Below are 18,206 nucleotides of genomic sequence, written 5' to 3'. Positions count from 1 at the left end.
TGCTGCGAAGAAAACCCACTTATCCCGGCTGTTCAGATTTCCGCAGCCGCCACTCCAACCCCTGAACCCGCTCATTAGAAGCCGTCACCTATGTGCCCTTTGCGTGGCTCAGCCTCGCTCCAGCGCCTCGCGGTGGTCGGGCGCGGCGATGGCGATCAGCGCGGCGCGGCGGCCTTCGTGGCTGAGGCCGCGCAGGTCGGCACGGCCAAACTCGGTGATGACGACATCCACGTCGAACCGGCCCAGCGACACGGGGCCGGTCGCGGCGCCGGGCGCCACGATGCGGCTAACGGTGCCCTTGGCGGCGGTGGCGGGCAGGGCGACGATCCGCAAACCGTCCATCCCGCGCGCGCCGGCAGCAAAATCCGATGCGCCGCCGGGGCCGGAGAGAAAGCCCTTCGGCGTCGCCTCGGCATAGGCCTGGCCCAGCAGATCAACCTCGATCGCGGAATTGACGGTGACAAACTTGTCGATCGCCGACACCTCCCGGATGTCATGGGTGACCGAGGGCGGGGCGAAGCGGAAGGCCGGATCGCTGACCGCGTCATACAGCCGCCGCGTGCCGATGGCGACGCCTGCGGTGATCGGATCGCGGGCGCGCAGCGCGCCGGCTTCCAGAAGGTTCAGGGTGGAAACCCCGATCAGCCCGGAATGGATCGCAAGGTTGCGGTGCCCGGTCAGGCCGCGCAGCAATGCCTCGGGGACGCGGCCCAGACCGGCCTGAAGGGTCGCGCCCTCGGGGATGATCTCGGCGGCAAGGGCGGCGATCGCCTGGCTGGTCACATCGGTGCCGGGGTCGGATTCAGGTAATTCGCTGTCACCCTCGATCACCGCGGTCAGTTGGGTATAGGGAATGGACCGGCCCTGCGTGCGCGGCAGGCGCGGGTTCACATGGGCGATGCGGACCGGGATCTGGTCCCAGATGTCGGCTAGGAAATCATTGACCGGGCCAAAGCTGCAATTGCCCTCCGCATCCGGGGGCGAAACCATGAACAGCGCCGCAACCGGCGGGTTCAGCGCCAGATCGCGACGGATGTCGCGGTAGGGCAGGGGCAGGAACGTCACTTGGGCGGGGGCTGCCAGCATCTCGGGCATCATAAAAAAGGTGCGGAACCGTGCGCCTTGCGCCAAGAGCGGCGCCATGGGGTTCAGCCCGGGCACGAAAATCCCGGTAAATTCGAGGCCGGACAGGTCTTGCCCGGCCCCGGCAAGACCCGCGCGGATCAGGGAGGAGTCGCCCGAACAGGCGTGAAGCCAGACGGTTCCCGATCGGGGCAGATGATCGAAAACCTGTTCGGGGCGGATCCGCGCGGGCGCCATCGCTTATTCCACGAACTTGTGGAAATCGGGTTTGCGCTTTTCGTTGAAGGCGTTGACGCCCTCTTTCGATTCCGGCGTCGCGTAGTACAGCTTCACCGCATGCAGCGCGAGGTTGGAAATGCCGCGGATCGAGTCGCTGTCGGCATTGAACGACCGCTTCAGGAAGGCCAGCGCGGTGGGCGAGCGCTCGGCAAGCGTATCGGTCCACTTGTTGGTGGCCTCGTCCAGTTCGGCGGCCGGGACGACCTTGTTGACCAGACCCATGTCCGCCGCCTGCTGGGCGGTGTACATTTCGTTCAGGTACCAGATTTCCTTGGCTTTCTTCTCGCCCACATGACGGGCCAGTAGCGCCGTGCCCCAGCCCGCGTCGAACGAGCCGACCTTCGGGCCGACCTGGCCGAATTTCGCGGTATCGGCCGCGATGGTGAGGTCGCACAGCGTCGCCAGCACGTTGCCGCCGCCGATCGCAAAGCCGTTAACGCGCGCGATGATCGGCTTCGGCGTGTCGCGGATAAGCCCCTGCAGCTCGTCGATCGGCAGGCCGACGACGCCACGGCCGTCATAGTTGCCTTCATGGGCGGATTGATCGCCGCCGGTGCAGAACGCCTTGTCGCCCGCGCCGGTCAGCACGATGCAGGACACGTCCTTGTCATTGCCCGCCAGGTGCAGCGCGCGGATCAGGTCTTCCAGCGTTTGTCCGCGGAAGGCGTTATAGACCTTTGGGCGGTTGATGATGATCCAGGCGGCACGGCCGCGGACCTCGTAGATGATGTCCTCGAACTGGGGCGCATCGGCCATGGGGTTCCTCCTTCGTATCGTTTCTTTAAGCTTATCGTAAACTAGTGTATCGTCAAGAACTGGTTTCGCCAGCTTTTGGCCGCGTCACGCGGAAATGCCCGCTGCACCGCGCCACGGGGTCGCCATCGGCCCGGATGACGGATTTGAAAAACAGCAACCGCCCGGTCTCATGCAGCGCCTCGGGCACACCCTCGACCCAGGCGCCTAGGGGGGCCGGGGCAAGATAGTCGACCGACAGGCTGATCGTTGCCACGATCTGCGGTACGGCCGGATCGTCTTGGAGCGCGGTCGTCAGCATGTCGGCGAAGGTCGCGATCATACCGCCGTGGCAGACGCGGTTGGGGTTCAGGTGCCGCTCCTTGATGCGGAACCCCAGAACCCATTCGCCGTCGCGTCGGGCCACATAGTAGGGCCCGGCCATCCAGTCAGCCTGCGATTGCCCACGCAGAAGGGTGAACCCGTCGGGCGGGTTGTCCCCCTCTGCGGCCTCTTCCAGCGTGAACTTCACCTCAGATCATGTTCATCCCGCCCGAGACCGAGATGGTCTGGCCGGTGATGAACCCCGCATCCGACGACGCCAGGAAGGCGACGATGCCCGCGTAATCCTCGGGCTCGCCCATGCGCTTGAGCGGGATGCCGCGGACCATCGCGTCCTTCCACTTCACCGCATCCTCGCCGGTGCCCAGAACCGAGGCCATCATCGGCGTGTTGGTCGGGCCGGGGCAGACGGCGTTCAGCAGGATGTTGGAGCGGGCCAGTTCGCGCGCCATCGACTTGGTGAAGGCGATGATGCCGCCCTTGCAGGCCGAATAGACCGCTTCGTTCGAGGTGCCGACGCGCGCCGCGTCCGACGCGATGTTGACCACGCGGCCACCCTTGCGCGCGACCATGCCGGGGCAGACCGCCTTGTGCAGGTTCAGCGGGCCCTGCAGGTTGATCGCGATGATCTTGTTCCACAGATCCGCATCGGTCGACAGGAACGGCGCGGGCTTGTCCCAGCCGGCATTGTTAACCAGCACCCAGACCGGCCCAAGGTCGCTTTCCACCGCCGCAACGGCCGCATTGACCGCCGCCTGATCGGACACGTCCAGACCATAGATCTTGACGTTGCCGCCCGCCGCACGGGCCTCATTGGCGGTTTCCTCGGCCGCTTCGGGACGCAGGTCGAACACGGCGACATTGCAGCCTTCGGCGGCAAGGCGCAGTGTGATCGCCCGGCCGATTCCCTGGCCACCGCCCGTCACGATCGCGGTTTTTCCCTTGAGGTCTTGCATCTTCTCTTCCCTTCTTGTCCTGCGCCGACGCGACCCGCGCCTTTCAGTTATCCTGCAAATTAATAAGCTTGCATACGATAAGTTGGCAAGGTATTTCTTTTCGTAACTGGGAGGAATCCATGTCAGATAAAGTCATTCTGGGTGTTGCAGGCTATCTTCCGCTGTTGCGCTTCGACAAGAAAGTCGCGCGGTCCGAACTTCGCTGGGCGGGCCTTGGGGGCTCGGGTCGCGGGATGCGCGCGGTAGCGGGATGGGATGAGGATGCGCTGACCATGGCGGTCGAGGCGGCGCGCGGTGTCGTTGCCGCGGCGGATCCGCAGCGCATCACCTTTGCCTCGACCTCGGCGCCCTTCACCGACCGCTCGCAGGCCGGGCTGATCGTCGATGCGCTGCACCTTTCACGCCGGGCCGAGGCGCTGGACGTTGCAGGCACACGTCGCTGTGCCGTGGCGGCGCTGTCGCGCGCCCTGCGCGGCGGGGCAGGGGCGGAGCTGATCGCCGCGGGCGAAAAGCGGGACACCCAGCCGGGCAGTGCCCAGCACCTGAACTGGGGTGATGGCGCGGGCGCGGTGATGGTGGGCGAGGGGGCGGGCCTTGCGCGCCTGCTTGGTGCCGCCACGCTGAACATGGACCTGCTGGACATCTACACCACGGCCGAAAAGGGCCTGCCCTACGCCGCCGAAGAGCGGTTCGCGCGCGATGAGGCGGTGGGCGTGGTGCTGGTGCCCGCCGTGCGCGAGGCGCTGGCCAATGCCGGGATCGCGGGCGATGCAATCGCCTTCGCGGTTGTGCCCGAATCGGTGTCCGGCAGCTACAAGGCGCTGGCGCGTCCCTGCAAGCTGACCGCGCCGAACCTGATGGAAGAGGTTACGGAAAAGGCCGGTGAACTGGGTGCAGCCGCACCGTTCTTTGGTCTTGCGCTGGCGCTCGAACGCGCCAATCCGGGCGACCGCATCCTGCTGGCGGGCTTTGGCAACGGGGCCGACGTGCTGGTGCTTGAGGCGCTGGCGCGGTCCGCGCAGGCCACCGCGGCCGAGGCGTTGGCCCAGGGTGTTGTCCTGTCCAGCTATTCGCGGCTGCTGGGCCTGACCGGCGGGATCAATCTGGATTGGGGCGCACGCGCCGAGGTGAACCAGAAGACCTCGGCCTCGGTTCTGGCGCGTCATGGGCGTGACATGCACGGCTTTGTCGGTGGGCGCGATCCGCGCGGCAATGTGCAATTCCCGAAGACCCCGATCCCGGTTTCGCCGCAGGCGACGGGGCCGGAACCCTACGAGGATGTCGTGCTGCGCGACATTCCGGCGCGCGTCGCCTCGATCACCGCGGACCGGCTGAACTTCACGCCCGACCCGCCGTTCAACTTCGGCCTCGTGCAGTTTGACAACGGCGCCCGCGTCGCGATGGAGATCTGTGACGTCGAGGGCCCCGCGCCCCAGGTGGGCGATGCGCTGCGGATGCGATTCCGCATCAAGTCGATCGACCGGCAGCGGATCTTCCGCAGCTATTTCTGGAAAGCCGCCCCCGTGGCGCGGCCCGAGTTGGAGGCGAAGTGATGGCAAGCGGGATCAAGGACAAGGTCGCCATCATCGGCATGGGCTGCACCCGCTTTGGTGAGCGCTGGGACATGTCGTCCGACATGTTGATGGTCGAGGCTTTTGAAGAGGCGCTGAAGGATGCCGGGATCGAGCGTAGCCGGATCGGCGCGGCCTGGCTTGGCTCGGCGCTGGATGATGTGAACGTCGGCAACTCGGCCATTCCGCTGGCCACCGCGCTGCGGCTGCCGCCGATGCCGGTGACGCGGGTGGAAAACATGTGCGCCACCGGCACCGAGGCGCTGCGCGCCGCGACCTATGCCGTGGCTTCGGGCGCGGTTGACGTGGCGCTGGCGCTTGGCGTGGAAAAGCTGAAGGACACGGGCTTTGGTGGCCTGCCGATCCGCACCAAGGGTTCGGTCAACGACCTGTGGATGCCCTATGGCTCGGCCCCCGGCACGTTTGCGCAACTGGCCGGCGCCTATGCCGCGAAATACGGCATCGCCGCGGCGGACCTGAAGCGCGCGATGGCCCATGTCTCGTGGAAAAGCCACGAGAATGGTGTGCATGCCGAAAAGGCCCACCTGCGCAAGGCGGTCAGCATGGAAACCATCCTGAACGCGCCGATGGTGGCCGACCCTCTGGGCCTTTACGACTGCTGCGGCGTGTCGGACGGGGCGGCCTGCGCCATCGTCACCACCCCCGAAATCGCCCGCGCGCTTGGCAAGGACACGCTGGTTTCGGTGAAATCGGTGCAGATCTGCGCTTCGAACGGCTGGGAAATGCAATATGGCGACTGGGATGGATCCTACGTCCGCAACACCCGCATCGCCGCGCAGAAAGCCTATCAAGAGGCGGGCATCACGCCGAAGGACTTGGGCCTGACCGAGGTGCATGACTGCTTCTCGATCACCGAGCTGGTGACTATGGAAGACCTTGGCCTGTCCGAGGACGGTCGCGGCTGGGTCGATGTGCTGGACGGCAAGTTCGACGCCACAGGCGCCCTGCCCAGCCAGATCGACGGCGGGCTGAAATGCTTTGGCCACCCGGTGGGCGCCTCGGGCCTGCGCATGGCCTATGAGGTTTACACCCAGCTGCACGGCCGGGCCGGTGCGCGCCAGCTGAAAAACATCGACTTCGGTCTGACGCACAACCTTGGGGGGCAGCCGTCCAGCTCGGTCTCGGCGGTCTCGGTCCTCGGTCGTCTGGAATAGGGAGAGAGATATGGCTGGCAAGTATTACGAAGAATTCGAGATCGGGCAGGTTATCCGCCACGACACCCGTCGCACCGTGACGGACTGGGACAACATGCAGTTCTCGACCATGACGATGAACCCGGCGGCAATTCACATCAACCACGAGTACTGCAAGACCACCGAATTCGGCAAACCGCTGGTGAACAGTGTGTTCACGCTGGGCCTTGTGGTGGGACTGTCGGTCGGCGACACGACGCTGGGCACGACCATCGGCAACCTCGGCTGGGAAGAGGTCAAGTTCCCGAAACCGGTCTTTGCCGGCGATACGATCCGGTCTGAAAGCGAAATCGTCGCCAAGCGCGAAAGCAAGTCGCGCCCGACGCAGGGCATCGTCACGCTGCTGCACCGCGGCCTGAACCAGCGCGACGAGGTGGTCTGCGAATGTCGCCGTCTGGCGCTGATGATGAAGAGGCCCGCATGAAGCTGACCTCGCTTCTGTTCGTGCCGGCCGACAGCGACAAAAAATTCGCCAAGGCGCAGGAAACCGGGGCCGACGGTCTGATCGTCGACCTCGAGGATAGCGTAGCCCCCGCCTACAAGGCGGCGGTGCGGCAGATGGTTGCGGGCTGGATCGACGCGACGGCGGGCCGCAACTGGGGCTTCTGGGTGCGGGTCAATGCCTTTGACACCGGCCTGACGATGGACGATCTGGCCGCCGTGGTGCGCCCCGGTCTGGACGGGATCGTGCTGCCCAAGGCCAATGGCGCGCAGGATGTGACCCGGCTGGGCCATTGCCTTGATGCGCTGGAGGCGAAGGCCGGCATGGCGCAGGGCAGCGTCAAGATCATCGTGGTCGCCACCGAAACCGCGCAGGCGATGTTCAACCTGGGCAGCTATGCCCCCGCCCATCCGCGCCTGGCCGCGCTGACCTGGGGGGCCGAGGATCTTTCGGCGGTGGTCGGTTCGACCGCGAACAAGGACGCATCGGGCGACTGGTCGCAGCCCTACCAACTGGCGCGCAGCCTGTGCCTGATGGCGGCAGCGGCGGCCGAGGTGCCGGCGCTGGATACGCTCTACGCCGATTTCCGCAACGAAGAGGGGCTGGAGGCAGCCTGCCGCATCTCACGCCGCGACGGGTTTGTGGGGCGTTTGGCAATCCATCCGGCGCAGGTCGCGGGCATCAACCGCGCCTTTGCGCCTTCCGATGCCGATCTGGCCCTTGCCCGCCAGATCGTCGAGGCATTCGAGGCCAATCCCGACCTCGGCACCATCGGGATCGACGGCAAGATGTACGACATCCCCCATCTGAAGCAGGCCCGCAGGACGCTCGCGGCCGCAGTGACAAGGTGAGATCATGAGCAAGCATTTCCCGGGCCAAAGCCCCGAACAGATCGAGGAAACCCGCGCCCAGATCCGCGAGGGCGTGCGCGCCGTCGCCTCGCGCTTTGACGCCGACTACTGGCTGGCGCGCGACGAAGATGGTGAATTCCCGCGCGAATATCACCGCGCAATGGCCGATGCCGGCTGGCTGGGCATCACCATGCCGGAGGAATATGGCGGCGCGGGTCTTGGCGTGACCGAAGCCGCGATCATGATGCATGAGGTCGCGAGCCACGGCGGCGGCATGGCGGCGACTTCTTCGGTGCACATCAACCTGTTCGGGCCGCATCCGATCGTGGTCCACGGCACGCCGGAACAGAAGGCCGTCTGGATCCCCGATCTGATCGCGGGCAATGCGCAATGCGCCTTTGGCTTCACCGAACCCGACGCGGGGCTGAACACCACCCGCATCAAGACCTTTGCCGAAAAGGTGCCGGGCGGCTACCGTGTGAACGGGCGCAAGGTCTGGACCTCGACGGGGCAGGTTGCCAACAAGATCATGCTGCTGACCCGCACCACCAAATACGAGGATTGCAAGCGCCCAACCGACGGGATCTCGATCTTCTACACCGATCTGGACCGCTCCAAGATCGAGGTGCAGCGCATTCCCAAGATGGGCCGCAAGGCGGTGGACAGCAACGCGATCTTCATCGACGACCTGTTCATCCCCGACGAGCATCTGATCGGTCAGGAGGGTAAGGGCTTTGGCTACATTCTCGACAGCCTCAATCCGGAGCGCGTGCTGATCGCGGTGGAAGCCATCGGCATCGGTCAGGACGCGCTGCGCCGGGCCACGCAATATGCCCGCGAACGCGAGGTCTTTGATCGTCCGATCGGGATGAACCAGGGCATTCAGCACCCGCTGGCGGAATGCTGGATGTATCTGGAATCGGCCTGGCTGATGGCGATGAAGGCCGCCGAGCTGTACGACAACGGCAAGCCCTGCGGCGCCGAGGCCAACAGCGCCAAGTTCCTGGGCGCGCGCGCCGGCTACAACGCGGCCGAACGGGCGATCTTCACCATGGGCGGCTTTGGCTATGCCAAGGAATACCACGTGGAACGCCTGTTCCGCGAGGTGGCCGTGACCCGGATCGCACCGATCACCGAACAGCTGATCATGTCCTTCATTGCGGAAAAGGTTCTGAACCTGCCGAAATCCTACTGAGGTAAGCCGATGACGAAGATGATGGAAGGCAAGGTTGTTCTTATCACCGGGGCCGGGCGTGGCGTGGGCCGTGGCATCGCGCTGGACATGGCGCGCGCGGGCGCGTGTGTCGTGGTCAATGACCTGGGCGTGTCGCTGCAGGGCACCGACGAGGGCAGCGTGTCCCCCGCGCAAGAGGTGGTGAACGATATCCTCGCGATGGGTGGGGCGGCGGTCGCCAACTTCGATTCAGTCGCGTCCTGGGATGGCGCGCATGGCATGGTGCAGGCCGCGCTGGACAATTTCGGCCGCATCGACGCGGTGGTGAACAACGCCGGGAACCTGCGCGACGTGCTGTTCCACAAGATGACCGAGGAAGATTTCGACGCGGTCATCGGCGTGCACCTGAAGGGGTCATTCAACGTTAGCCGCGCCGCCGCGCCGCATTTCAAGGAACAGGCTTCGGGCGCCTATGTCCACATGGCCTCGACCTCGGGGCTGATCGGGAACATGGGACAGGCCAACTACATGTCGGCCAAGCTGGGCATCGTCGCGCTGTCGAAATCCATCGCCATCGACATGGCGCGGTTCAACGTCCGCTCGAACGCCGTGGCGCCGTTTGCCTGGACGCGGATGGTCTCGTCGATCCCCGACGAGACGCCCGAGCAGAAAAAGCGCGTCGAAGGGCTGAAGAGGCTGGTGCCGGAAAAAGTCGCGCCCCTGTGTGTGGCGCTGTGTTCGGATGCGGGCAAGGGCGTGTCCGGCCAGATCTTTGGCGCGCGCAACAACGAGATCTACCTGTTCTCGCAGCCGCGCCCGTTCCGCACCGCGCATACCGCCGACGGCTGGACCCCCGAGGCAATCGCCGATCGCGTCTTCCCGCAGTTCCTCAATGACTTCTACCCGCTGCACAAGTCGGGCGATGTCTTTACCTGGGACCCGGTCTGAGCGATGGCCTTCGACCCCGACCGCCTGCGCGCCCATGCCTTTCCGCTGACCCGGCAGGCTTATGGCGCGCGCGACGCGATCCTGTATGCACTTGGCGTGGGGCTGCCCTTCGGGGCGGTCACCGAGGATCTGACCTATCTGCTGGAAGACCGGCTAACGGTGCTGCCGACCTTTGCGGTGACGCTGGCCACGCCCGGCATGTGGGTCAAGGCGCCCGAGCTGGAGCTGAATTGGGTCAAGCTTTTGCATTCCGCTCAGGCGGCCGAGTTTCACACCCCGCTTCCCGCACAGGCCGAGGTCGTCAGCCATACCTGCGTGAAATCGCTGCATGATCGCGGCGCGGGCAAGGGCAGTATATGCGTGATCGAGCGTCGGATCGTCGATGCGGTCAACGACACGCTCTATTGCACCGTGAACCAGACCCTGATGCTGCGTGGCAATGACGGTTTCGGCAGCGAACCCGCCCCGCGCGTCGCCCCGCCGACCCCGCCAGACCGCGCGCCCGATCATTCGGAAAGCGTGCAGATCTCGCCCCGGGCAGCGCTGGTCTATCGCCTGTCGGGCGATGTGAACCCGCTGCACGCTGACCCCGAGGTCGCACGCAAGGCGGGCTTTGATCGCCCGATCCTGCATGGGTTGGCCAGCTACGGCACGATGGGCGCGCTGGTACTGCGCCGGTTCTGCGGGCATGATCCGGCACGACTTGCGGCGCTCTCGCTGCGGTTCGCGGGCGTGGTCTATCCCGGTGACCGGCTGGACTGCGATTTCTGGCAAAAGGACGATCAGGTGCTGTTCACCGCCCGCGTCGGTGACCGGGTGGTTCTGGATCAGGGGCTGGCGCGGCTGGCCTGAAGGGGGGGGGAATGAATCGTCAATGGGTGTTGGATCACTATCCCGAAGGGCCCGCGACGCTGGATTGCTGGCGCATGGTCGAAACGCCGATCCCCGAGCCGGGGCCCCGGCAGGTTCTGGTCCGCACGAAATGGCTATCGCTTGATCCCTATATGCGTGGCCGGATTAGCCCGGCGACAAATTATACCGCAGGCGTGCAACCCGGTGGGGTGATGCATGGCGGGGGCGTGGCCGAGGTCATCACCTCAAACCACCCCGATTGGAAGCCGGGCGACCTGATCGAGGCAATGGGGGTCAACTGGCAGGAATATGCCGTTCTGACGCCTGATTTGCCCGGTTCGGAACGGGCCAATCGCGTGCCTGAAGGCGTTCCGGAACAGGCGGCGTTGTCCTGGCTGGGGATGCCCGGCCTGACCGCCTATATCGGCCTGACCGAGATTGGGCGCCCAAAGCCGGGCGAGACGGTCGTCATTTCCGCCGCTTCGGGTGCAGTGGGGCAGATCGCAGGTCAGATCGCAAAGCTGATGGGCGCGCGGGTTGTTGCCATCGCAGGCGATGACGAAAAGCTGAACCATTGCCGCAGCCTGGGCTTTGACGCCGGCATCAACTATCGCAGCGCGCCCGACCTGACCGCCGCTGTTGCTGCCGCCTGTCCCGATGGCGTGGATGTGTTCTTCGACAATACTGGCGGCCTAATCCATGATGCGGTGCTGGCCAATCTTGCGGTGCGGGCGCGCGTCATCATCTGCGGACGCATCGCCGTCATCGACAAGGCCCCGTCCGAGGACATCGGCCTGCGGTCCTCGGCCCGGCTTATCGTGACCCGCGCACGGGTTGAGGGGCTTGTGGTCTTTGACTGGTGGCATCGGCGCGACGAAGCCTTCGGGCGTCTTGCACGCTGGCACCGCGAAGGCCATCTGATCTTTCGCGAAGACGTCCTAGAGGGGTTTGAGCGCGTGCCTGAGGCTTTTATCAGTATGATGTCTGGCAAGAACCACGGCAAACAACTGGTGAAATTGTAAAAGAAAAGGCCCCCGGTTCGGGGGCCTTGCTTGTTTTCCGATAGTGCGCAGCCCTTACAGGCTGCGTGAGATCAGTTCTTTCATGATTTCCGACGTGCCGCCGTAAATCCGGTGGATACGGGCATCGGCATACATGCGACAAATGTCATATTCGCGCATAAAGCCATAGCCGCCATGCAACTGCACGCAGGCATCGACCACGCGGCCCTGCATTTCCGCACACCACAGCTTGGCCATCGATGCCTCTGCCGACGACAGTTCATGCCGCATATGCTTGTCGATGCACTGATCGATGAAGGCCCAGCCGATGGTCAGTTCGGTCTTCAGATCGGCCAGCTTGTGCCGCGTTGTCTGGAAATCGATGATGGCTTGCCCGAAGGCCTTGCGTTCCCGCGTATATTCCAACGTGATATCATAGGCTTTTTGTGCCGCGGCCAGCGCGGTCAGGCCGATGATCAGACGTTCCTGGGGCAGCTCGCTCATGAGCATGTGCATGGCCTTGCCCTCGGCACCCAGAAGGTTGCCGACCGGAACCCGCACATCGTCGAAGAACAGTTCCGAAGTATCGGCCGATTTCTGGCCAAGCTTGTCCAGGTTGCGACCGCGACGGAAGCCCGCCGTATTGGTTTCAATGACGATCAGGCTCATGTTGCCGGAACCGCGGCCCTCGCCGGTGCGGGTCACGGTGATCACCAGATCGGCGTGCTGCCCGTTTGAAATGAAGGTCTTGGCGCCATTGATGACCCAATGATCCCCATCACGCACGGCAGTGGTGCGTATGCCCTGCAAATCAGATCCCGTTCCCGGCTCGGTCATGGCGATGGCGCAGACCAGCTCGCCCGCGACCATTCCCGGCAACCAGCGGCTCTTTTGTTCGGGCGTACCGTATTGAAGCAGATAACCAAGACAGACATCGGAATGGACCGATATATTGGCCGCTGGACCTGCGAAGCCCGAATAAGCCATTTCTTCGCAGATGATCGTGTTCATGCGGAAGTCACCGCCAATGCCCCCGAATTTCTCGGGAACGGTCGGGCAGAGAAGGCCGGTTTCCCCGGCTTTTTCCCACATCTTGCGATCGACAATGCCGTCTTCTTCCCAGCGTGCAAAGTTGGAGGCGATCTCGGTTTCGATGAACCGGCGGACGGTCTGGCGTAGCTGGTTGTGTTCTTCGTCATAAACGGCGCGTTCGGGCAACATGAATTTCTCCGATTGCAGATGTAACAGGGCGGCACAGCAAGGCGCCGCCCGTCGGGTATCTTTCAACTGGTCACTTACGGGCGCGGGCTTCGTTCGCCATCTGACGCGCGATGATGGTCTTCATGATCTCGATGGCGCCACCGGCGATCTTGGTGATGCGCGCATCGGCGAAAGCGCGGGCAATCGGATATTCCCACATATAGCCCCAGCCGCCGAACAGTTGCAGACATTCATCCGCCGCCTTGCAGTGCAATTCGGTGGTGATCATCTTGGCCATCGCGGCATCGACCGGGTCAAGCTTGCCTTCCATGAACAGCTCGATGCACTTGTCGGTAAAGACGCGGGCTGCAACGGCCTGGGTTTTCAGCTCGGCCAGCTTGAACTGGGTGTTCTGGAAGTCGAAGATGGTCTTGCCGAAGGCTTCGCGCTGCATCGTGTAGTCAACGGTCCATTCGACGATGGTTTCCGCCACCGTGGCCGAGCGGATCGCCTGGGCGAGGCGTTCCTGCGACAGCTTGGTCATCATTAGCGCAAAGCCCTGCCCTTCCTCGCCCAGCATGTTGCTGGCGGGAACGCGGACGTTGTCGAAGAACAGCTCGGACGTGTCCTGCGCGTGCATCCCCAGCTTTTCTAGGTTGCGGCCACGGCGGAAGCCCTCGCGGGCGCCCTCAACCAAGAACAGGGTCACGCCCTTGGCGCCCGCGTCCTTGTCGGTCTTGGTCGCGCAAACCAGCAAGTCGCAGCTTTGCCCGTTCGAGATGAAGACCTTCTGCCCGTTGATGATGAAATCATCGCCGTCGCGGGTCGCGCGGGTCTTTAGCGCCTTCAGGTCAGATCCGGCATGGGGCTCGGTCATGCCAAGCGAGCCGATCGCCTCGCCCGAGACCATCTTGGGTAGCCATTTCTTTTTCTGCTCTTCGGTGCCGAAGGACAGGATGTAGGTCGCCACCAGATCGGTGTGGATCAGGAAGCCGGGGCCCGAGGCGCCCGCGCGCCACAGTTCCTCGAACACCACCACGTCGAACAGGTAGTCCAGGCCCATGCCGCCGTATTCTTCGGGCACGGTGCAGCACAGAAGGCCTTCAGCTCCTGCCTTCAGCCACAGCTCGCGCGGCACGATGCCGTCCTTTTCCCACTGCGCGTGGTAGGGGACGATTTCGCGTTCGACGAACCGCCGGACCGTTTCGCGCCAGATATTGTGTTCTTCCCGAAAGAGCGACCGTTCGATCATGGCCAGAGCTACCTCAATTTCGTATGCTTGCTTACATTTAACACCCTTACTCCCTCGTACGCAAGCTTACCGTATCTGGTTCATAAAAATATCTGGTGCTTGCAGGGGCGGCCGCCGGGGATGCCGGCGGCCGTCAGGATGTCAGGCGGTTGCGCCAAAAGCCTTGGCCTGTTCGCGCAGAACGAACTTCTGGATCTTGCCGGTCGGCGTGCGCGGCATGGCGTCGAGGATCTCGATCCGTTCCGGCCAGTACTGCTTGGCGACTTTCTTCGAGTCCATGTGTGCCTGCACTGCCGCCAGATCGAGGCTCTGGCCCGGCCGCAGTTGCACGAAGGCACAACCGCGTTCGCCCAGACGCTCGTCTGGATAGCCGACAAGGGCCACGGCCAGCACGGCGGGATGTTCGTAAAGAACGTTTTCCACATCGGCCACGGGCACGTTTTCTCCCCCGCGGATGATCACATCCTTGGTGCGGCCCGCGATGCGAATGTAACCCTCGTCGTCCATGTAGGCGAGGTCGCCGGTATCCATCCAGCCATCCGCGTCAAAGATCTCCAGATCCGGGCGCTTGAAATAGCCCAGCGTCGACTGCGAGCCGCGCACCATCAACCGCCCGACCGTGCCGGTGGGCAGCGGTTGGTTGTCGTCGTCCACCACGCAAACCGCGACACCGGGGGTGGGGCGGCCATCCGTGCGCGAGGATTTCTCGGCCGCGCGCTCGGGTTCGGTCATGGTCGAGGCGAGCGTTTCCGTCATCCCCCAGACCGAACAGACCGTCAGGTCAAGTTCATTGCGGGCGCGTTCGATCAGCGCCGGGGGAATGGGCGCACCTGCACACAGGAACACGCGCAGCTTTTCGGGGTTCGCGCCGCCGTTCTTCACCGTCTCGACCACGTCCAGAAGGAAGGGGGTCGCGCCGCCGGTATAGGTCACGCCCTCGGCCGCCATCAGCTCGACCCCGCGCTTGCCTTCCCAGACATCTTGCATCGTCATCGTGGCGCCAAGACGCAGCGCCAGCTTCACGCTTGCCGCAAAGCCCAGCATGTGGCCGACCGGCGAGGCGACGTGGATCACGTCGTCCTTGGTCAGACCGGCGCGCTCGGCGATGTTGTTGGTGCAGGTCATCACCGTGTTGATCGTATGCATCGCGCCCTTGGGCGACCCGGTCGTCCCCGAGGTATACATCAGGAAGGCCAGATCGTCGGGGCCGGCGCGCAGGGCGGGGTCGGGCATCAGCCGATCCTCATGGCCCAGCAGAACCTTTTCAAAGGCATCATTGCCCTCGCCGCCCATGACGATCACATGGTCCAGCTTGGGCAGCTTGGCCTTGAGCGAATTGGCCATCGATTCGAAGTCGAATTTGGCGAAGATCTTGGGAACGATGAAGGCGCGGGCCTCGGCAAAGCCCAGCATGAATTCCAGTTCATGTTCGCGGAAGATCGGCATCAGCGGATTCAACACCGCCCCGATGCGCTGGCAGGCCAGCGTGGCGACGACGAACTCCCACCAGTTCGGGCTTTGGATCGCGACGACATCGCCCTTGCCCAGGCCAAGCTTGGACAGGCCTGCGGCCGCGCGGGCCACAAGATCGCCAAGTTCGGCATAAGAGATGCGGGTCTGCCCACGGTCGCGGTCGGCAACGATCGCGGCCTTGTCGGGCGTGGCGGCGATCGTCTGGATCAGGATGTCGTCAAAGTAACGGTCCACCCAGAATCCCCCTTCGCGCATCGCGCGGGCATGTCCAGCGGGATCAAAACGGTTCATGGTCATTGCGGCTTGTTCCTCCCCTCGGTGCAAGGATGCGCAGACCGACAGGGGCGTCCTGTCTCGCGCCGTCCGTGCCTCCTCCAAACGCACAACAAACGTATCGTAAGGCAGCGAACTATGCAATCGCGTTGTTTCGGAGATACAGGAGAGGAGGGGGGCATCAACCCTTCAGGCACCGGGCCAAAAGGTTCGGGGGTACGCGCGCCGCACGGGCGCGCGGCAAAAGTCAGGTACGGGTCAGCAAATGGGCGACACCGTTTCCGCCGATGCAGTCGATCAGGGCGAAAGGCCCGCCCAGATAGGCAGGGAAGCCGGTTTCGCGAAGCACGATGAGGTCAGTCACCCGCTTGTCACTCTCATCAAGACCTGCCGCGAAGGGCGCCGCAGCCGCGGTCGCAACTCCGATCAGCTGCGCGCCAAGACGCTGGGCGTCGTTCATCGGAGCCTCGAACCAAAGATAGGTTTCGCTGCCCTCCGTCGCGGGCAAAGCATCGACCGAGGGCAGCGCGCCTTGCGCGGGCGTCACTGGCTTGTCGAAGCCTGCAGCGGTCGCTCCAGCTGCGGTTGCCTCGGCACCAGACATGTCGGCCAGTGCGCCAAGGGCGGCCCGCACAGCGGCAACGACAGCCTCTGCACTGGCGGGCAGGGTACCGGCCTTGCGCCGCTTGTCGAATTCCGTCCGGCCCTGGAACAGGGTGCGAATCATGTCCCGCGGCTCGGGGCGCTGGATCAAGGCGGCGAATTGCGCCAGCTCGGCCTGAATCCCGTCATCCATGCCAAGCGGCAGCCCCAGTTCGACACAATCCAGCGTCGCGATCATTGCCGGTTGATGCGCGGCGCTGCTGGACAGCACCCGACCGCGCCAAGGAGCCAGGGCCGCCCGGACCGCACCTGCGGACGCCGGCACGTGGCCCTTGCGGTCCCAGGGCTGCTGCGGTGCGGGATTGGTCCGCAGCCACGCCAAGGCCGCGGCTTCTTCCTCGCCGACGGCTACGACGGCATCCGCCGCGCCGCAGGCAAGCGCTTGCGCCGCGGTCAGCCGCCCGCCATCCAGCAGGATCGGCATCGCCAGATCCAGCCCGATCAGACGCGGCAGGCGTTGGGTGCCACCCGCGCCGGGGAACAGCCCGACCAGGGTTTCCGGCAGGCCCAGTTCCGCCCGCTCGGTCAACACGCGGTAGTGTCCGCCCAGGGCCAGTTCGCACCCGCCGCCAAGCGCCAGACCCGCCACCGCAACCGCCACCGGAACTCCAGCCGTTTCCAGCTTGCGGAAGGCACGGCCCAGCGGGTGGAAATGCCGCGCGGCCAGCGCCGTGCGTTCCGCAACCGGGGTCGCCATGATCATCTTGTAGGCCTGACCCAGCTCGCCCAGATCCGCACCGGCGCAGAAGGCCGTCGTTTTCCCCGAAACAATCACGATCCCCTTCAGGCCGCTGTTCGGAAGCCAGTCGGCGATCGCTTCAATCTCGCGAATGGCGGCTTCCGAAAACACGTTCATCGTGCGACCGGGCATGTCAAAGACAACCCGTGCAAAGCCTTCATCAAGTGGCTCGAGGCGGAACTGCTCGAGGGCGGGAGCGTTGAGCATGGTCATCTCCAATTTAATTAGCCTACCATACCTTACTGTAGCATACCTATTTGGCAAGCCATTTGGTGAACGGTCGCCGAAGGCAGAACCCCGCCGCGGCGGGGGTTAAATGCGCTGCGTGATGAAAGAAGGAAACGAATGCCAGAATGCCGCCGTCCCCCTTGGGGAACAGCGGCGTGACTGGTTTCGGCAATTCAGCTGCAAGGTCAGTCCAGAAAGAGCGCGCGCAAACGCTCGTTTCGATCTTGGTCAAGGCCCAGACGGTCGGACAGGTAGGCGGCGACCGACCCTTCGCGGTCGGTGATGGCGTCAAAGAAGGCACGGATATAGTCGGGGTTCGCGGCGACCACGGTATCAAGGACCTCGTCGCTCAGCGCCTCATAGCTGCCCGGGCCGCGGCGAGAGCGCAGCTGCGCCCTGATCTGCGGAACGGCGGCTGCTGTGCGGGCGTAATCCTCGATGATCGCATTGCGGTCGACACCCAGCGCGGACATCAGCAGCGCCACCGCCGCCCCGGTGCGGTCCTTTCCGATCTGGCAATGCACCAGCACCGGCCCCCGGCTTTCGCCCGCCTGCCACAGGAAATCGCGCAGGATTGGCGCGAAGTCGAAGGGCAGGGCGCGATACATCTCAATCATCGCGGCATGGCCCTGTTCGGGGCGAGAGCCGTTTTCGTGCAGCACCTGCAGCGGATTGCCCAGCGAGATGTCATGCGGTTCCGGCCGCAGGTTCAGCCCTAGCGACACCAGCCTGGAAGGCATCCGCGCACGCTCAACGCGCGAACGCAGATCATAGACCAGACCCGGCGCCAGCGCGCGGATCTGCGCAAGGCCCGTCTCGCTCAGCCGGTCATGCGCGCCCGAACGATAAAGCTGCCCCGACCGCAGCCTGCGGCCATCGGCGGCGGCATAGCTCTCCACCGCCCGGAAGTTGACGCACCCTTCGACCATCTGC

General features: G+C 64.4%; 17 protein-coding genes. 8 read left to right on the top strand and 9 right to left on the bottom strand.

The genetic code is table 11. The annotated features are described in order from the left end of the window. Positions 1–108 precede the first annotated feature (108 nt). From ACK8OU_RS09505 to ACK8OU_RS09490, 4 genes are read right to left on the bottom strand one after another with little or no spacing between them, the layout of a single operon-like run. Complete coding sequence (locus tag ACK8OU_RS09505; protein WP_410303148.1) at positions 109–1,320, bottom strand: acetyl-CoA hydrolase/transferase C-terminal domain-containing protein; 1,212 nt, start codon at positions 1,318–1,320, stop codon at positions 109–111. A gap of 3 nt (positions 1,321–1,323) precedes the next feature. After that, the gene (locus tag ACK8OU_RS09500) at positions 1,324–2,118 is read right to left on the bottom strand and encodes an enoyl-CoA hydratase-related protein (protein WP_410303147.1); all 795 of its coding nucleotides are present in this window, start codon (positions 2,116–2,118) and stop codon (positions 1,324–1,326) included. Positions 2,119–2,170: 52 nt separating this feature from the next. After that, positions 2,171–2,626, bottom strand: a complete 456-nt coding sequence (locus tag ACK8OU_RS09495) for a PaaI family thioesterase (protein WP_410303146.1) — start codon at positions 2,624–2,626, stop codon at positions 2,171–2,173. A 1-nt stretch (position 2,627) separates the two neighbouring features. Beyond that, positions 2,628–3,392, bottom strand: coding sequence for a glucose 1-dehydrogenase (locus tag ACK8OU_RS09490; protein ID WP_410303145.1), 765 nt, complete (start codon positions 3,390–3,392; stop codon positions 2,628–2,630). A 119-nt stretch (positions 3,393–3,511) separates the two neighbouring features. On the opposite strand from ACK8OU_RS09490, the gene ACK8OU_RS09485 reads away from it, so the two are divergent. The 8 genes from ACK8OU_RS09485 to ACK8OU_RS09450 are packed head-to-tail and all read left to right on the top strand — an operon-like array spanning position 3,512 to position 11,466. Further along, on the top strand, positions 3,512–4,945 hold the full coding sequence (locus tag ACK8OU_RS09485; RefSeq protein ID WP_410303144.1) for a hypothetical protein: 1,434 nt from the start codon (positions 3,512–3,514) through the stop codon (positions 4,943–4,945). Further along, the gene (locus tag ACK8OU_RS09480) at positions 4,945–6,138 is read left to right on the top strand and encodes an acetyl-CoA acetyltransferase (RefSeq protein WP_410303143.1); all 1,194 of its coding nucleotides are present in this window, start codon (positions 4,945–4,947) and stop codon (positions 6,136–6,138) included. Before ACK8OU_RS09485 ends, ACK8OU_RS09480 begins: the two co-directional genes overlap by 1 nt. A gap of 10 nt (positions 6,139–6,148) precedes the next feature. Then, complete coding sequence (locus tag ACK8OU_RS09475) at positions 6,149–6,601, top strand: MaoC family dehydratase (protein WP_410303142.1); 453 nt, start codon at positions 6,149–6,151, stop codon at positions 6,599–6,601. Further along, on the top strand, positions 6,598–7,470 hold the full coding sequence (locus tag ACK8OU_RS09470) for an HpcH/HpaI aldolase/citrate lyase family protein (RefSeq protein ID WP_410303141.1): 873 nt from the start codon (positions 6,598–6,600) through the stop codon (positions 7,468–7,470). Before ACK8OU_RS09475 ends, ACK8OU_RS09470 begins: the two co-directional genes overlap by 4 nt. A 4-nt stretch (positions 7,471–7,474) precedes the next feature. Then, positions 7,475–8,665, top strand: coding sequence for an acyl-CoA dehydrogenase family protein (locus tag ACK8OU_RS09465; RefSeq protein WP_410303140.1), 1,191 nt, complete (start codon positions 7,475–7,477; stop codon positions 8,663–8,665). A gap of 9 nt (positions 8,666–8,674) precedes the next feature. Then, positions 8,675–9,592: an SDR family oxidoreductase gene (locus ACK8OU_RS09460; protein ID WP_410303139.1), complete on the top strand. Its 918-nt coding sequence runs from the start codon at positions 8,675–8,677 to the stop codon at positions 9,590–9,592. 3 nt (positions 9,593–9,595) lie between these two features. Continuing rightward, positions 9,596–10,444: a MaoC/PaaZ C-terminal domain-containing protein gene (locus tag ACK8OU_RS09455; RefSeq protein ID WP_410303138.1), complete on the top strand. Its 849-nt coding sequence runs from the start codon at positions 9,596–9,598 to the stop codon at positions 10,442–10,444. Between the two features lie 11 nt (positions 10,445–10,455). Continuing rightward, positions 10,456–11,466 (top strand): NADP-dependent oxidoreductase, encoded by a 1,011-nt coding sequence (locus tag ACK8OU_RS09450; RefSeq protein ID WP_410303137.1) that lies wholly within the window; start codon positions 10,456–10,458, stop codon positions 11,464–11,466. 54 nt (positions 11,467–11,520) lie between these two features. Here the strand turns inward: ACK8OU_RS09450 and ACK8OU_RS09445 are convergent, their stop codons facing one another. From ACK8OU_RS09445 to ACK8OU_RS09425, 5 genes are all read right to left on the bottom strand, one after another. Then, positions 11,521–12,666, bottom strand: a complete 1,146-nt coding sequence (locus tag ACK8OU_RS09445; RefSeq protein ID WP_410303136.1) for an acyl-CoA dehydrogenase family protein — start codon at positions 12,664–12,666, stop codon at positions 11,521–11,523. 70 nt (positions 12,667–12,736) lie between these two features. Then, on the bottom strand, positions 12,737–13,897 hold the full coding sequence (locus tag ACK8OU_RS09440) for an acyl-CoA dehydrogenase family protein (protein ID WP_410303135.1): 1,161 nt from the start codon (positions 13,895–13,897) through the stop codon (positions 12,737–12,739). A 141-nt stretch (positions 13,898–14,038) separates the two neighbouring features. Further along, on the bottom strand, positions 14,039–15,661 hold the full coding sequence (locus tag ACK8OU_RS09435) for an AMP-binding protein (RefSeq protein WP_410303134.1): 1,623 nt from the start codon (positions 15,659–15,661) through the stop codon (positions 14,039–14,041). 229 nt (positions 15,662–15,890) lie between these two features. After that, positions 15,891–17,252 carry an enoyl-CoA hydratase-related protein gene (locus tag ACK8OU_RS09430; RefSeq protein ID WP_410303133.1) on the bottom strand — a complete coding sequence of 454 codons (1,362 nt, stop codon included), beginning with the start codon at positions 17,250–17,252 and terminating at the stop codon, positions 15,891–15,893. Between the two features lie 206 nt (positions 17,253–17,458). Further along, positions 17,459–18,202: a tyrosine-protein phosphatase gene (locus ACK8OU_RS09425; RefSeq protein WP_410303132.1), complete on the bottom strand. Its 744-nt coding sequence runs from the start codon at positions 18,200–18,202 to the stop codon at positions 17,459–17,461. Between the last annotated feature and the right edge of the window lie 4 nt (positions 18,203–18,206).

The sequence above is a fragment of the Pontitalea aquivivens genome (assembly GCF_046507575.1).
GTDB classification, from domain to species: Bacteria; Pseudomonadota; Alphaproteobacteria; order Rhodobacterales; family Rhodobacteraceae; genus Pontitalea; species Pontitalea aquivivens.
This window is presented reverse-complemented; position numbering and strand designations above follow the sequence as displayed.